Source organism: Wenyingzhuangia aestuarii (genome assembly GCF_011927765.1).
Classification (GTDB): Bacteria; Bacteroidota; Bacteroidia; order Flavobacteriales; family Flavobacteriaceae; genus Wenyingzhuangia; species Wenyingzhuangia aestuarii.
Genome location: NZ_JAATJG010000011.1, coordinates 57,893 through 75,275, shown reverse-complemented (window position 1 = coordinate 75,275; position 17,383 = coordinate 57,893). Strand labels below are relative to the sequence as shown.

Genomic DNA, 17,383 nt, shown 5'->3' with positions numbered 1-17,383 from the left:
AGATATGTGTTTTTTAATCTTTTATGTAGGCATTACCTGTATTTCTAAAAGACATTCACTTTTATTCGTTTCCAAATCCTGATCAATAAAACAGTAAAAACAATTACAATTCCACTTGTTAAAAGCGCATTATTATAATCTCCATAAATCCAAAAACCAGTAGCAAATAAACAACTATAAATAACCACACAACCCAATAGCATTGCTAAAATTCCCGTAGGTAAATTCCAGGGCTGTGTATCTGTAACAACTTCCACAGATTGTGCGTTAGCTTTGACTATTATTTGTTTCCATCCGGGACCTCCGGGTTGAGTTTTTCTATAAAAATTAAACAAAACACTGTTAGACTCTGGCTGTGTTATATAAGTTACCAACAACCAAACAAATGTAGTAATTCCAACTATTAAAGGATATTTTGACCAAACAGGAAACACCCCATCATTGACATTAAATAAGAACTGATGAACAGAAGATTGGTTAAAAATTAAAGAAATTACTCCCGAAGAAACCATTGCAGAAATCTCACTCCATGCATTTATTCTCCACCAAAACCATCTTAAAATAAATAACAAACCTGTACCTGCTCCAAACATTAAAATAAGAGAAAATAATTGCATGGCATCTGTAAGTTGTAAAGCCAGTAAAGCACTTATAACCATTAAAACTACTGTTGTTATTCTACCTACTAATACTAATTTCTTTTCAGAAGCATTAGGTTCTATTTGTTGCTTGTATAAATCATTTACCACATAAGAAGCCCCCCAATTTAAATGGGTAGAAATGGTACTCATATAAGCCGCTACTAACGATGCTAAGACCAATCCTAACAAACCACTAGGTAATTTAGTTAACATAGCTGAGTATGCTAAATCGTGTCCTAATTTGTCATCTGCAATATTTGGAAATGCTTGTTTGATACTTTGTAAATCTGGGAAGACCACTAAAGAAGCCAAGGCTACAATAATCCATGGCCAAGGTCTAAGCGCATAATGCATAATATTAAAAAAGAAAGTTGCACCAATGGCATGATTCTCGTTTTTTGCAGCTAACATTCTTTGTGCAATATACCCCCCTCCTCCTGGCTCTGCTCCTGGGTACCAAGAACTCCACCACTGTACCGCTAATGGAATTATTAATAAGGTGATGAGTGAATTTGTATCAGAAAAATCTGGAAAAAAAGACAATTTATCTGCAACATTTTTATGCACTAACAAAGCATCTAAACCTCCAACTTCAGGTAAATTTACAATATAGTAAGCTGCCCCAATTGCTCCAGCCATGGCTACAAAAAACAATAAAAAATCGGTATAAACAACTCCTCTAAACCCTCCAAAAGCACTAAAAACTACCGTAATTAAACCTGCACTTACCACAACTTGCCAAGGATCTAAACCCAACATTACTTGACCTATTTTTATAGCGGCTAAAGTAACCCCGGCCATGGCCAAAATATTAAAAACAACTCCTAAATAAACAGATCTAAATCCTCTAAGAAAACGTGCTGGTTTTCCTCCATATCTTAATTCGTAAAATTCAATATCGGTATCTACATTGGATTTTCGCCAAAGCTTGGCATAAACAAAAACCGTTAGCAAACCTGTTAATAAAAAAGCCCACCAAACCCAGTTACCAGACACTCCGTTTTGACGAACAATATCTGTAACTAAATTAGGAGTATCTGTAGAAAAAGTAGTAGCTACCATAGACAAACCTAACAACCACCAAGGCATATTTTTTCCTGACAAGAAAAACTCTGATGAATTTTTTCCTGATTTTTTGGAAACAAAAATCCCTATTAATAATGTTGAAAGAAAAAACAGACTGATTAAAATATAATCCAACGTGCTTAATGATACCATTTAAAAAAAATAAAAGTTGTTGCGTTTTTAAATGTAAAACAAAATGCCTGTTTTTAACAATAAAAACAGGCATTTTATGCTTTTTATAAGCCTTAGTTATTCAATAACTAATAATTTCTTTTTTGCAGCAGCTTGCTGTTCTTTTTCGTACATTTTTTTATACAAATCCAATCGTTTCTTTTGATATTCTCCAGATTGCAAATACCTATTTGATGTATTTCCTTGATTCCATTCGTTCCAAAGCTTTGCCATTTGAGCTCTTTTTTTAGTGTTTTTGGCCACAATATCTTTAGCTTCAAAAGGATCTTTTTTCATGTCAAACAATTCAGGTTTAACTCCTTTTTTGTTCAGTTTTAAAAACTTTGTTTTTTCTGTTCTAACTGCCCAAGCCATTCCATCTTGCATTCTCCAATACAAAGCATTGTGTGGAGAACCTTTTTGCTTTCCTGTTAAATATGGAATTAAATTTGTTCCTTCTAAAGTTTCGCCAGAAGTATCTCCATTTCCTACAGCAACAGCCGTAGCAGCAATATCTAAAGCAGAAACCAATCCATCAAACTCTCCTACATTTAAATTTCCTTTAGGCCAATGTAAAATAAATGGTACATGACATCCACCCTCATACATACTTCCTTTTCCTTCTCTAAAATTTCCGTTGTTTGCAAAGGTTTCTCCATTTTTTCTTGGCCCTCCATTATCTGACAAGAAAAAAATCAATGTATTGTCATACTTACCAGATTTTTTAAGAGACTCTAAAACCAGCCCTATTCCTTGATCCATTTCATCAATCATAGCGGCATAAGTTCTTCTCTTTTTATCTTTAATATGATTGTATTTTTCTATAGTTTCCTTTGGAGCTTCTAAAGGTAAATGAGGAGCATTGTAAGCCAAATACAAACAAAAGGGCTTGTCTGAACTCTGTATAAATTTAGCAGCATCTTTACTTAGTGCCGTAGTTAAATATTCGTTAAACTCTCCTGCTTTATTGTTTCTAGTTAAAGGCCAATAACTCCCTTCATTAGCACTGTAATGAGGTTTGTTATTTTTTGGATTGATTAATGGCATATGCGTTTTTACATTTTCTGGAAAGTAAGAATGTCCTCCAGATAAAAATCCATAGAAATAATCAAAACCTCTGTTGTTAGGATGAAAGGTGTCCGATCCTCCTAAATGCCATTTTCCTATTGCCCCCGTAGTGTATCCTGTTTTTTGTAATCTTTTTGCAAAAGTTTGTTCTGATAAAGGCAAACCATTATACATGTCAAAAGGAGAATTGGTTAGGTTAATTTCTAATCCAAACCTTGCCTGATAGCGACCTGTTATTAATCCTGCTCTAGAAGGTCCACAGTACGGATGGGTAACGTATCCGTTCTTAAAAACAACTCCGTTATTTGCTAATTTATCTAAGTTGGGTGTAAAAATTTCTTTAGATCCTGTAAAACCTACATCTCCATACCCTAAATCATCCGCTAGAATTACCAACACGTTTGGTTTTTCGTTTTGCGCATTTACTGCTAAACTTGACATTGCTAAGAACAACATCAATCCTATTTTTTTACTAAAAATCATCGTTCATTATTTTTCATCAAAAATAACGTACTTGTAAAAAATTAAATAGCTGTATGATTTACAATGCAACACATATGATTTTTTTAGGTTGCTTAATTGACCTTTGGAAAATACCTCATAGAAGAATAACGTTTGTAGCTATCAAAAACTTCTTTATTTGGCCCCACAACTCTAGGATCTTTTGTTTTGATGAGTTCTTGCATTAATTCTTGTTTTAAAGCTATTTCTACATGCTGATATTCTTTTGTTCCTGATAAATTGGTTAAGCAAGAGCTATCTTTTTCTAGATTGTACAATTCAAACTCTGGACGTTTGTCACAAGAAATATTAAAATAGTAACTCACCTCATCAGCCTCTTTGTTTTTAAGGATATTACTTTTTGTGGGAGAACCATCAATATCTGCAAATACATTTTTAATAAGTTTTTTATCTTCTTTAGATTTGTAGCTAACAGGAGCACCCGAAGGCCATCTTTCTGGACTAATGTTCCAAATCAATAAATACTCATTTTTACGGATACTACGTTGCGGATACCCAAGGTTATTATACCTAGCAGAAGTATGTCTTTCTCTTCCAGAAAACACAGCATTATTTATGTTTAATTCCTTTTCTCCTTTTAAGACCTTTAAAAAACTACTTCCCGTAATAGATTACATTTTAGTAGGTGTTGTTTGGGTCATTTCTAAAATAGTAGGAGCTAAGTCTACAGCTCCTAAAGGAGTTTTTATGGTTTTATTTTTCTGAAATTCTTTAGGATAACTTACTACGAAAGGTACATGTACTCCATAATCGTAACAATTCGCTTTGGCTCTAGGAAAAGGCATTCCGTTGTCTGCTGTTACAATCACAATGGTATTTTCTAATTCTCCTTTACTTTTTAAATAGGTTAGCATTCTTTGTAACTGAGCATCAAACCATTCAATTTCTACAGCATAATCTAATAAATCTCCTCTTACTACTCCATTGTCTGGTAAAAAAGCGGGTACGGTTACATCTTTTAACTGTTTATTAGTTCTTTTCCAAGAATCCTTTTCATATCCTCTATGTGCTTCGTGTGCTCCATACCAAAAAAAGAAAGGTTGATGTTCTTTTTTGCCCTTCATAAAAGTTTTAAAATTCTCAAAGTAATTTTTAGAACTTATTTTAGTTGTAGTTCGTTCATCATGTTCTTTACTGTAATGAATTTTATTGTATTCAGGACCTGCAGCATTTTCTTTTCGCCAAAGAGTTTCTTCTGATTTGTTTTTTGCATAACGAAAAGGAGACACTCCTTTTCCGGTCATTCCTACTTTATATCCATTAGCTTGTAATTCATCAGCCAACGGCACGTATTTTTTCATCCAAGAAGAAACGTGTTGTCCAGATTGTTCGTTTTGCCAAGGATATCTACCCGTAACAATAGAACCTCTAGAAGGTGCACAACCTGGAGATGCCACATAAAAATTAGAAAAACAGATTCCTTCTTGCGCTATTTTATCAAAAGTTGGAGTGTTTACAAAGGGACTTCCTCCATAACCTGTGTGCAGATATGATACATCGTCACAAATAGCAAACAGAATATTGGGTTTTGTTTTTTGGGCAAATACAAATTGACTTGTATATAATCCCAAAAAAACATAGAGTATTACATTAAAATAGCTCTTGATTTTCATAATGCTTTTTTAATTTACATTTATTTTTATGACCTCATCTCTCATCTCCCCAGCACGTACAGTAAAGACAACATTTTTAGTTTCTAAATTCTCAATATGCCTTGCATACAAACCATAAGAAGGTGTAATTCCTAGTTTTGTAAACTCTGGATATTGAGTTTCATTTTCTGGAACTACTGTTTTGGCATGTTCTGTTGTTCCACCTCCAGGTAAATTAATTTTAATATTTTCTAAGCTAATCTTCCCTAATTTATGATTGGGTGTTCCTGAAAAAAACAATCCTGTTGTTGCTTCTAATCTACAATCTTTAAGATCTCTAACCGTAGCATCAATATTTCTAATCACTACATTGGTAATACTTCCTGTAGGTTTTCTATCGGCATTTCTGTACACCAATCTACGTTCGCACAAGCGAATAAAAATAGGCATCTCTACATTTTCCATTTTAATATTCTCTATCAATATATTTTCAGCATTGGCTCCATCAGCACTTAAAATTTTAATTCCACCTCCTCTTGTATCGTGTACAAAACAATCTCTAACAGTAATATTTTTAAAATCTCCCATAGACTCTGTTCCAAATTTTATGGCACCCCACTCACTCTTAATTTTACAGTTGTACACTTCTACATCTGTGGTTGGTTTTGGACTGGTAGATTTAAAGCAAATAGCATCGTCTCCAGAATCAATATCACAATTTTTGATAACTCCGTTTGTACTAGAGTCTATATCAATAGCATCATTATTTCTGTTGGCATGGCTGTAAATAGAAATTCCATCTACCACAAAATTATTACATTCTAAAAAATGTAAGGTCCAAGCTGCAGGTTGACGTAAATGAATGTCTTGTAATTTTACATTCTCTGACCGTACCATTCTCACCAAAAAAGGCCTATTAGACAAGCGAATGTTATTATTTACATAATTATTAGTTTTTGCTACTAATCCTGTTAAATCTGGTTTTACCTGTTCTATTCCTAATCTTTTTAAGGTTTCTTTTACTTTGTTCGGTGCTAACATTTTTCCGTGACCATCAATAGTCCCTTTTCCTGTAATAGATACATTTTTTACATCAATAGCACCAATAAAACATTGACCTCTAAATTGCCCTGTAGCATCTACAAAAGGCTCTACAATTGGATAATCATTAGGATTGATACTTCCTAACAAAGTGGTGTTTTCTGTGACTTTTAAATCTACATTGTCTTTTAACAATAAAGTTCCCGACACGAATACATCTCCATCAATTAATACAGTTCCTCCACCTGCTTTGGCACATTCATCAATGGTTTTTTGAATGGCTATTGTATTTACCGTTGCGTTATCATCTACCGCTCCATAATCTTTTACATTCCAAGTGCTTTGCTTGCTACAAGCAACTAAATTTAACGCTATAAGAACAATAGCTTTGCAAATAGTTTTATACATTTTATTCTTTTTTATTTATTGATATTAAAAAACCAAAACACAACACGTGTACGCACACAAAAATACTTTAAAAAGAAGAATTATAAGTCACACGTATGTTTTTAAATATACTACTAATGGTTTATTTATTTCTACGAATCTCCAATTTATTGAGCTTTTAACTTTGAATACCCAATTAACAACTCTCCCTTGTTTGTTTTTCCTAATAGTTTTCCTACAAAATTACTTTCTGTAATTCCGTTTCCTAAGCCATCAAACTCAACAATTAAATCTTTTCCTTTTTGCTTTGTTTTGATTACTTTACACCCTCTTCCAAAGTCTACTTCTTCCGTTGCTCCAAATCGTAACGTTTTTATATTGATGTCTTTTTGAGCATTGAATCCTTTTTCTGAACGGATTAGAATTTTAATATTTTTAGTCGTGCTATCAACTTGTGTTTTATTTAACATTGTAATTCTTTTTGGAACCACTAACGGGATTACAATGTTTTTAGAATTGTGATTATCTTTTGCCAAATCATCTTCTTTAGGAACATCTATAACAGCTAAAGATAAATGTGTAGCTCTACCAAACTGGTCTTGTAACACATGCGGTCTTTCTAATTTGTACCAATGTGTTCTGGTACCATCTACATAAGAGGTATTATCGGGTGTGTAAGCTGTACCTGAATTAAACTTCCAATGAATTCCATCTGGAGATCTTAAATAAATAGCTCTATAATCTAAAAAAGCATTAATCATCATATGATATTGAACCTCATCTTTCCACAAAACAGGATCTTCATAATTAGAGTTTCTGTATTTTTCTGGAATAATTTTATTTCCTCGTACCCCCACAGTTAAAGCTTTATAAGGTCCTAATGGATTTTTATCCTGACTAACCATCATTCCACCTCCTTTGGTTACAAATAAAAATCGTCCATCATTTAATTGAACTCCTGATAAATTTCTATAATATCGATAATTTAAATTTGGATTTTCTAAAGAAGTTGATAAATCAACCTCCATAACTCCTAATCTTTTCCAAGGACCACTCATAGATTTAGAAGTAAATAAATTAGCTTCCCAATTAATTAAAGAATACATCATATAAGTACCATCATTCAACAAAATAATGTCTGGATTATGCCCTTTTCCATTCGCAAAAGAATACACCAACTCTTTTTGAACTTTATAGGGTCCTGTAGGTTGATCTGCAACTACATGAGCTACTGTAGAATTTGGCCACTCCCAATGTCCTTTAATGGCATTGGCAGGCCAACGTGTAATATTCATATGATATTTTCCATCTTTATCGTACACAGGTCTTCCTCCCCAGTATGTCCAATCTACCTCTTCTATACCATTATCAGGATCTCTAGGCAACACTCCTTTGGCTCCCCATAGATTAGAACTTAAAGATTTATGAATAGGCATTGGTAATATTAAATCGCTAAAAGATGTTCCTAAAACAGTTTTTACACGACACTTAATAACTTTAGATGCTTTACTTCTATTTCCACTATAATCATAAGCGTAAACCTGATAAGTATTGTCTGTTTCTTTTAGCGGAGTAAAGTCTAGATAATGATTCTTTTTTAAGTCATGAGCAATTTCTCTCATGTGATTTCCATTAGCATCTCCTCTAAAAAGGGAATAATAAGCAAGGTCTTTATCCGTGTTTTTATTCCAAAACAAATTAATTTCAGTATCAAAAATTTCTGATTTCAAACCTAGTGGAGCATCAGGAGCAATGGTATCTTTTTTTGCTATTTTAACTTCGTTAGAACCTATTGATTCTACTCCTTTTTGAATATGTGTTACCACATAATTATAAGGCAAACCTGTAATTAAACGGGTATCTACAAAAGAATTATTTTGAGTTTCTCCAATTTGCTGATAAGCTACTTTGTTTATGGGACTTCTATAAATTTTATAAGTAGTATTTTTAAAAGTATTCCACTTTAACGCTACTCCATTTTTTATTAAATTAGCTTTTAATACTAGTACTTTGTCTTTACTATTGGTAATTCTAATATTTACATAGTGTAAATAGACCTTTACACCTTGTTCTGAATAAAATGTTGCTCTTACAAAGGGTAAACCAGCTTTAGCATCTTCTTTGGATACCACATACGTTCCTTTAAAATGTTCAATAGTTTTGTCTGATCCTATTAGTTTTACTTTTTCTGCTAAAATTCTTTCTGTATCGCCAAAAACAAGACTTAAAGAAATAGTTCCTTTGCTTACATATTCTAAATCAGCTCCAAATTCCCATTCAATAATATCTCCTCTTTTAGCTTGTTGATATTTTGGGTTTGTGTTTAAAATTTTAGATTCAGCCACTCCTAGTTCATTCATACTAAACAACGAACCAAGATGTAATCCCATTTTTTCTTTTCCTTTTAAAACTTTTGTTGTCCAAAAAGGAGATTGTTTGGCTTGTCTCCAATACCCTCGTACGGTGGTAAAGTCTCCATCGTTTACATTGGTATAAGGAGCATTGTCTCCAAGTAATACAATTTGTGCATTTACTACGGGAATAAATACTGTACAAAAAAGAACGGCTAAAAATGTTTTGAATTTAATCACAACTATAATTTAAAAAACTTCAGTTTGCTAAAAATTAACAAACTGAAGTTAAATTTGATAGTTCTAAAACTACATAGATACAATTGTTTTTATTGTTCTATATGATTTTAAATGTAGTTGATATGATTAAAAATAAAATATCTGTTTTAAAAGAGGTAATTATCTAACACCTTAACCTATTCTATATAAATATTATATTATTTTTTCTGATAATATTTTACATAATCAACCTTCATACTTTTACCATCCAAATCATCTTTTAATACTCCGTGCCATTTGATAAGAGCTAAGCTTAAAAAAATAGGAGCTTCACTATAACAAAAATCATTTTTAGATCTTCTTAATTCTTTACCATCAAAATAAAACACCAATTCATTTTCATCCCACTCCAATCCATAGGTATGATATTCCTCAGAAAAATCATTCTCTTTACTGGCATCTAAAACAGAAATATCTCTCCATTCTCCATCTTTTAAATATTGAATTTTGTAATTGCTTACTAAGCTGTGCCATGTTTTACTTTGATCTTTCCATCCGTTTGTAAACTGAATACAACCAACAGTGATAGATTGATCCCAAGTAAACTCTACCCATTTGTCTCCCTCTTGCTGTGTCGTCCAAGCAGTAAGAGGGTTTCCATCTATCAATTTATTTTCTGACGAATTTCCTTTATACGAACCGCTTGATGTAATGCTTACATTTTTAGCTCTTGCATAGTTTACCAAACCATCAATATCACTATCTGCTGTTTGTGACAATACCGTTGGATATTCTCCAGACTCGTTTACTCCATACACTCTAAATTCTCCAACATTAAACCTAGAACTATTTTTAGAGGTAAAACGTATTTTCTTAGTTTCAACAGGAATTTCTAATTGAATAGAATAATCTGGTTTAGTTCCAAAAAAGAACATTTCATTATAGCTTGCATGCTTTTTTCTACCGTTAGGCATTATGGTAAAATCTGACCAGTTATGAATGTTAGTACTCACCTCATTAGGATAATGTCCTTCGTTAATATCAATTTCAAATTTTTTCCCTTCTGTAGGTTCTCCTCCTCTTGTCATTAACCAAAAGGAATTATTGGTAGCTTCTCCTCCAGCATATTTATAACGACATTCAAAATACCCATATTTAAACTTTTTACGTGTCCAAATACTTCCAGCAGTCCAATCCTGCCCCCCTCTTTTTTCTTTTTTAATGTTTAAATGCATTACACCATCTACTACATCTACGTTTTCTCGCCATCGGCTACAGTATAAATTTTTACTAGTGTAATTGGCAGAAATCCAATGATCATCTAATTGACTGTTTTTATAATCAAAATTATCTTCCCATTTTAATTCCCACTTGGAATAATCAAACGTGCTTTTTTCTTGAGCATTTGCTTTAACTCCAAAAAGAGCAATTCCTATGCATAGTACTATATACTTGATCTTTGTTATATTTTATGTTGTTTATTTATGATCATTCAAAAATTAATTGATTTACTGTAAAAGTCTTTCTTCCCAATCTTTTACAATTTCTTCGTAATTAGCATCTACACTTAAACCTGGTTTTTGTTTTTGTACTGCTTTTTTATAATAAATTTTAGAACTTTGTTTGGCTTTGGCGATTGTTACATCATCTTCTAAAATCATATTTTTTTCATACTCTTTTAGGCTTGATGATAATTTTTGGAACAACTTGTCTTTTATCTTTTTACACGATTTATCTCCTGCTAAATTTTTAAATTCCATAGGATCTTTTTTCAAATCAAACAATTCAAACTCTGGTTTGGTCTCTGCCATAAACTGATTGTAAGGTGCTTTTAACTCTCCTTTGTTATGTAAGTAATGATACAAAGCAAAAGCAGGATATTGTAGCTTTTTATAACTTGTTAATTGCATCCAAGGTCTGTCATAAGTTCTGTTCCAAATTAGCTTATAACGACCATTGCTAATGCTTCTTAAATTTTCTGCAGCATCTCCGGCTCGTTGTCTAAACCCATAAACATATTTACGTTTGATTTTGTTTTTTCCTAAAAACACTTTTCCGTGAAGCGGGTATGGAGTTTTAATTCCACTAATAGCCAAACTAGTAGCAGCAACATCTACCAAACTCACCAAACGTTTGTCTTTTTTATTGGGCTTTAAATGTGCTGGCCAACGGATAATTAAAGGAATTTGCAATCCTCCTTCATACAAAAACTGCTTGTCTCTTAAATGCGGACGACCGTGGTCTCCAAAAAAGAAAACTATGGTATTGTCTGCCAATCCATCATCTTCTAATTTTTGTAAAATTTTTCCTACAATGTCATCACAATGCTGAACAGATTCTAAATACAAAGCCCAATCTGCTCTTAGCAACGGGTAATCTGGATAACAAGCTGGCAATCTAACCTCATCTGGATTTACAGGATTTTCTTTGTCTCTAGAAAAAGTTCTGTGCGGATATTTTATCTGTACTTGTGCAAAAAATGGCTGTCCCTCTTTACGTTGATCCCAATCTGTTCCGTCGTAATTTACTTTTGTGGTAAAATTGTAATCTCTTTTTCCTCCTCCTTTTAACATGGTTAATCCACTACCGTTACTTACAAAATAACCCGCATCTTTAAAAAATTTGGTAATAGGTTGAATTCCATCAGGCAACTCGGTCATGTTTATGGTACGATGGTCTAAACTATTTACTGCCGTAGGGTACATTCCTGTAATTTGAGAAGATCTACTAGCAGAACAAATAGGAGCATTGGCATAGGCATTGGTATACAAAACTCCTTGCTTTGCCAAAGCATCAATATGTGGTGTTTTTACAACGGGCTCTCCATAACAAGCCAATTCTCTTCCCAAATCGTCTGCGTTGATCCACACAATATTTAAAGGTTTGTCTTTTTGAGCATGTAATGTTCCTATAGTTAACAAGAACAATATTCCTATTTTTTTGAATCTATTCATTATTTTTATTTTTTATAATCGTAAAAATGAAACCAATCTATTTCAAAAGTACATTCGGTAATTTGATCTTCAGTAACAGTTGCTTTTCCTTGTGGCATATATAAATTTCCTATATACCAATACAAAGGTTTTACTGCTTTCTTAGGTACTGTTCTTAGGCTAGGCTTTACATTATTACTGGTAAAGTGAATACGATGTCCTACTTGCACCCACTTATCCTCATCCAACAACCACAATTGCAAATAATTAGGATGATATTCCATTCCTATAGTTTGCCAAGTATCAAAACCATAAGAACCAATTACTCGTTCTTTGTACTTGTCTTTTTTACCATCGGTCATCATGGCTTTTTTCCAACCAAACTTTTTACCTAATTTGTTTACTTTGGCTCGTTTCTTAATTGAATCTACCCAGATATACGCCGGAGCATCGGCATTCCAATCTGTCCCGCTAGATTTCCAAGTAGAAAATTCCATTATATCAATTTCCATCCAACTATCTCCTTCTTCACTTGTATGTGGTACTTTGCCTTTTTGAGTATCATCTAACGATCCCCAAACAGAAGGGTGCCACACATTTTTTCCTTCATCGTGAATTCCTGTAGTTTTCCATCGGAATGCATAAAATCCGTATTGAAAATAATTGTTTGATACTATACCTCCCGCTTTTTTTAAATCTTTTCGACCGTAACAAATTAATTTCCCTTCCTTTTCTTCTACAAATCTAGAACCAGTTGCCAATCCTTTTCTCCAAGGTTTAGGCTGACGATAATGCCATTTTTTAGTATCAAAAGCGTTATATTTTCTCTGAGCATTAAATTCATCAGAATAGTACATATTTGCTTTGCTTTCATATATATTTTCTAAGACCTTAGGTAAATGTTGTGCTTGGGCTACAAAAGAAAACAAGCATAAAAACATATATCTTTTTTTCATTTGTTTAATTTTTATTCCAATACTCATATACTTCTTTTAACTGATAATAGGCTTTCTTTTTAGTTCTACGTTCATCTACAATTCCCCATTCTCTAAAGCCTGATGCTGGTGTTCCTTTGTAATTACTTCTATAATCATTATAACTCCACAATGAGACTCCTGTAATCCAAGGATATTTTTTTAACGTTCTTAAATAACTCACCATCTCCTCCCCTAAAACGGCATTGGGTGCTGGTCCTATCTGTCCTTTTCCTATTTCTGAAATAAAAATGGGTTTTCCAGGAAACTTTTCGTGTGTTTTTTCTGCCAATACTGGAGCATTCCCATAACTGTTCATAGATATAAAATCTACTTTTTCATAAGGTTCTGTCCCTATTTCTCCTTTTCTGTAAGAAGTAATGGTTACGTACGTTTTTAAACGAGTAGTATCTAACTCAGTCACATAATCTAACATACTATCTACATAGCCATATTGATCAGCAGTTAAAGCTTTAGAACTCCAAGCACCGTCGGGATTTCTTAATTCGTTTCCTACACTCCAAGCCACTACAGAAGGATGATTAAAATCTCTTTCAATCATTTTTTTCATCCATTGTTTGGTTAATGGATTGTTGGGAATAGAATTAGGATCTTGATCTCCCCAAACCGGAATTTCTTCCACCAATAAAAATCCGTTTTTATCACAAAACTCTAAGATGTTTTTTGATAAAGGGGCATGCATCAATCTAGAAAAATTACATCCTAAAGATTTAATATCTAACAAATCTTGTGTTATTAAATGGTCTGGTTCTGTATTTCCGTAATCTGGGTGATCGTGTACACGATTCACTCCATTCATACGAACAGGCTGGTTGTTTAAGTAAAATTGTTCTCCTATTACTTCAAATTTTCGAACTCCAAAATGATCTGTAGCTACATCTTGTACTTTCCCCTTTACCAATAACGCACTTGTTAACTGATATAAATTGGGATGATCAAAATGCCACAATTTAATATCCGATAATTTTTTGGTAAAATGAATTACTGTTTCTTTTACCTCACCAGCTTTTATGCTTAGCTCCTTATCTTCTAATTTAACAACATCTTTAATTCTAGAAGCTATGGCTACTTTTGCCAAAGAACTTCCATTATTCTCTATTTTGTATTTGATAGAAAAAGCAACCTCATTGGTTTTAAAATTAGGTACCGAAGCAATGTGTTGGTAAACCATACGAACAGATTCATTAGCTTCTAAAAAAACCTCTCTACTAATTCCTCCCCAAGCCCACCAAGCTCCACGCTTAATAGTATTATCTGCCATTACAACTATAGAGTTCACAGCTTTCTTTTTTACTTTTTGAGTTATATTAAATTCAAAAGGTAAATACCCCCCCACATGCGTTCCTAAAAACTCTCCATTTAACCAAACTTTAGCCGTTTGATAAACAGCACCAAATTTTAATCGGACTTGTTTTCCTTGCCAATTAGTGGGTAGTTTAAAGTTTTTTTGATAATACCCTTTTCCTACATATTCTGCATATCTTTTTCTAGTATCCCAATTCCCAGGAACCTTAAGTGTATCCCATTGTTTGTAGTCTTGAGTTAACACATTGGTTTCATCTACCTCATTAGAAGCTAAAAACTGCCAACTTCCGTTTAATGATATTTTCTTTTTGTAGGAATTTTCAGTTGTTGATGTGTTTACATTTTTACAAGATGTCATCCATAAAACCGACATACAAAACAATAGAAATACATTTTTCATAATTACTTATTTTTCTTTGGTAATTTTTAAAGGAATTTGAATATTAAAAGAATGACGAACATTGTTTGCATCAATTGTATCTGCTGCACATAACAAAGCAATAGGCTCTCCATTTTCTCTATAGACTTGTGGTCTTTCTAAATGGTTAAATTTGGTAGTTGTTCCATCTTCCCAAGTCACAGTTTTGTCAGAAATCTCAAAATTCTTTGCTTTGTCCCATTTAATACCATCTTCAGAATCGTAATGTACTAAAGAAAAAATTCTCTTTTTCCCTTCAAACTTAATACGTTTTACAATAGCTCTGTACTTTCCATCTTGGTACCAGATATATGGATCTTCTGCAGGAAAACGTTCTCCTTCAAAAACAAATACTGGATCTGGAAATTTTTTAAACGGTCCTGTTGGAGTATCTCCAATAGCCACCATATGTACTACAGGCCCACCTGCTGGCAATGGAAATTTTTTACCCACAGCTTTGTATACCATTAGTATTTTTCCATCTTTCATTTCACATACAGACGGATTTGATGTCATTAAAGCATCATATGCGTTTTCATCTTCATAATTAATGTCTAATACAGGTTTGTCTAGTCTTGTCCAAGGTCCATTAGGATTGTCTGCTATCGCAACTCCAATACGCTGATTGTTTCTATGTTGCCAGTTAATTTTAGCTTTTCCAGGTACACTTACAATTTTTTTATTACCCGTATTCCCCATATGATATAAGTAATACTTCCCTTTTATTTTTAAGATTACAGGATTGTGAGTGGTAGTTCCATCCCATTTATCATGACTTCTTTCTCCTAGAGCTACATCATGAAATTTAAATGGCCCAAATGGTGATTTAGAGGTTGCATGTGCTATTTCTGAATAGTTTACCCATTCCCATCCTATGTTTTTTGGCCATCTTGAATAATACATGTGGTACAATCCGTCTTCTCCTTTTACCAAGGTTCCTCCCCAAACACTTTTCCCTTCTTCTTTAAAGACAGACGTTTTAGATACTTTACCGAATTCAATTTTATAATCTACAGGTTTTGCTGTAGCTTTTTCTGTTTTGTTTGTTTTACATGCTGTCATTAAAGACAAGGCAAGCATTGCTGTGTAAATTACTTTCATTTGTTTTGGTTTATTTGTTCTGAGGTACATTGTAGGTAGCTCTTAACTTTATGATTGCTTTTTTTAATTTTTTTATCTCTTTTTTATATGCTTTGTTATTGTATTCATTTTTCATTTCTGACGGGTCTTTTCTTAAATCAAAAAACTCCCATTGATCTATTTTATAAAAATGAATCAGTTTAAAATCTTTAGAAACCACTCCTTCATGTTTCTGAATACTGTGTCCTCTTGGATATTCGTAATAATGATAATACAAGTTTTTTCTATCTTGTTTAAATCGTTTTCCTTGCATTAAAGGTTTTAAACTAACTCCTTGTATATCTTTTGGGGTTTCTGTTTTTGCAAAATCTAAAATAGTAGGAGTATAGTCTATATTCTGAACCAAATTTTGCGACACTTGATTGGCTGGAATTTCGCTAGGACAATAGGCTATAAAAGGTGTTCTAAAGGCTTCTTCGTACATAAAACGCTTGTCGTACCAACCATGCTCTCCCAAAAACAATCCTTGATCTGATGCATAAATAATTAAAGTATCATCCTCTAAATTATTTGCTTTTACATAAGCTAACAATCTACCCACATTATCATCTACCGATTTTACACAGGCTAAATAATTTTTCATGGTACGTTGGTATTTCCACCTCACCAAATCTGCTCCAGCTAAGTTTGCTTTTTTAAAAGCTTCGTTTTCTGCATTAAAAGTAGCATCCATCATTGCTTTTTCTTCAGGGTTTAATCTACCATAGGCTCTTTTCCATAAAGAACCATATTCATCTAAATACCTGTCTTTTTTTCCTTTTTTAGGAGTCCATAACTGACAATACCATCCTAAAGGCATTTCTGCCAATGTCATGTCTGTTTCTTTAGCAGCAGCACTTCTATTTTTATAAGTATCTAACAGGTTGCTAGGCTCTGGAATTTTTACATCTTTAAACGTATTTAAATATTTTACAGGTGGTAACCAATTGGCGTGTGGTGCTTTGTTCCCCACAATCATCATAAATGGTTTTTTAGTATTTCTTTCTTTATCCAGCCACTGAATCGCTTTGTCTGTAATCACATCTGTTACATAGCCATCTGTTCTGTAGACTCCTTTTGAGTTTTTAAAATCGGAATGGTAATAATCTCCTTGCCCAATTAACACGTCCCAATAAGAAAAACCTACCGGTTCTGTTTTTAAGTGCCATTTTCCTACAATAGCAGTTTCGTATCCTGCTTTTTGTAATAGTTTTGGCAAGGTTTGTTGATGACCATTGAACTTGGTAGCCAAATCTATCACTCCATTTTTGTGACTGTGTTTTCCTGTTAAAATGGTAGCTCTTGACGGAGCACAAATGGAATTCCCGACATAACTTCTGTCAAATCGGATTCCTCCGTTGGCCAGTTTATCAATATTTGGGGTAGGTGCTATGTTTGCAAATCTATCTTTATACGCACTAATTGCCTGATAAGCGTGATCATCAGAAAGGATTAAAATCACATTCTTTTGAGCCCATGTTTTTGTAACTCCAAAAACAAAAATCAAAAAAGAAAGCACATAGAATTTAGGGTTCTTTTGAAACATATTTTTCATT

At 33.1% G+C, this 17,383-nt stretch carries 12 protein-coding genes; all 12 read right to left on the bottom strand.

The window, feature by feature from the left end; genetic code table 11:
• Nucleotides 1-44 precede the first annotated feature (44 nt).
• Complete coding sequence (locus GGR97_RS11210; protein ID WP_167898608.1) at nucleotides 45-1,859, bottom strand: sodium:solute symporter family protein; 1,815 nt, start codon at nucleotides 1,857-1,859, stop codon at nucleotides 45-47.
• A 96-nt stretch (nucleotides 1,860-1,955) separates the two neighbouring features.
• Nucleotides 1,956-3,428 (bottom strand): sulfatase family protein, encoded by a 1,473-nt coding sequence (locus tag GGR97_RS11205; RefSeq protein WP_209272366.1) that lies wholly within the window; start codon nucleotides 3,426-3,428, stop codon nucleotides 1,956-1,958.
• 92 nt (nucleotides 3,429-3,520) lie between these two features.
• Nucleotides 3,521-4,012: a hypothetical protein gene (locus GGR97_RS11200; RefSeq protein ID WP_167898607.1), complete on the bottom strand. Its 492-nt coding sequence runs from the start codon at nucleotides 4,010-4,012 to the stop codon at nucleotides 3,521-3,523.
• A gap of 66 nt (nucleotides 4,013-4,078) precedes the next feature.
• On the bottom strand, nucleotides 4,079-5,080 hold the full coding sequence (locus GGR97_RS11195; protein WP_167898606.1) for a sulfatase family protein: 1,002 nt from the start codon (nucleotides 5,078-5,080) through the stop codon (nucleotides 4,079-4,081).
• Between the two features lie 9 nt (nucleotides 5,081-5,089).
• Nucleotides 5,090-6,508, bottom strand: a complete 1,419-nt coding sequence (locus tag GGR97_RS11190) for a glycoside hydrolase family 28 protein (RefSeq protein WP_167898605.1) — start codon at nucleotides 6,506-6,508, stop codon at nucleotides 5,090-5,092.
• A 146-nt stretch (nucleotides 6,509-6,654) separates the two neighbouring features.
• Nucleotides 6,655-9,078, bottom strand: a complete 2,424-nt coding sequence (locus tag GGR97_RS11185) for a hypothetical protein (RefSeq protein WP_209272365.1) — start codon at nucleotides 9,076-9,078, stop codon at nucleotides 6,655-6,657.
• A 197-nt stretch (nucleotides 9,079-9,275) separates the two neighbouring features.
• Entirely contained in the window at nucleotides 9,276-10,367 is a 1,092-nt protein-coding gene (locus GGR97_RS11180; RefSeq protein ID WP_317165751.1) for a family 16 glycosylhydrolase, read from the bottom strand.
• A 198-nt stretch (nucleotides 10,368-10,565) separates the two neighbouring features.
• Nucleotides 10,566-12,011, bottom strand: a complete 1,446-nt coding sequence (locus tag GGR97_RS11175) for a sulfatase family protein (protein ID WP_167898604.1) — start codon at nucleotides 12,009-12,011, stop codon at nucleotides 10,566-10,568.
• A 5-nt stretch (nucleotides 12,012-12,016) separates the two neighbouring features.
• Nucleotides 12,017-12,946 (bottom strand): LamG domain-containing protein, encoded by a 930-nt coding sequence (locus GGR97_RS11170; RefSeq protein ID WP_167898603.1) that lies wholly within the window; start codon nucleotides 12,944-12,946, stop codon nucleotides 12,017-12,019.
• A 4-nt stretch (nucleotides 12,947-12,950) separates the two neighbouring features.
• Nucleotides 12,951-14,690 (bottom strand): glycoside hydrolase family 2 protein, encoded by a 1,740-nt coding sequence (locus GGR97_RS11165; RefSeq protein WP_167898602.1) that lies wholly within the window; start codon nucleotides 14,688-14,690, stop codon nucleotides 12,951-12,953.
• 6 nt (nucleotides 14,691-14,696) lie between these two features.
• Entirely contained in the window at nucleotides 14,697-15,809 is a 1,113-nt protein-coding gene (locus GGR97_RS11160) for a glycoside hydrolase family protein (protein ID WP_167898601.1), read from the bottom strand.
• A gap of 10 nt (nucleotides 15,810-15,819) precedes the next feature.
• Entirely contained in the window at nucleotides 15,820-17,373 is a 1,554-nt protein-coding gene (locus tag GGR97_RS11155) for a sulfatase family protein (RefSeq protein ID WP_167898600.1), read from the bottom strand.
• Between the last annotated feature and the right edge of the window lie 10 nt (nucleotides 17,374-17,383).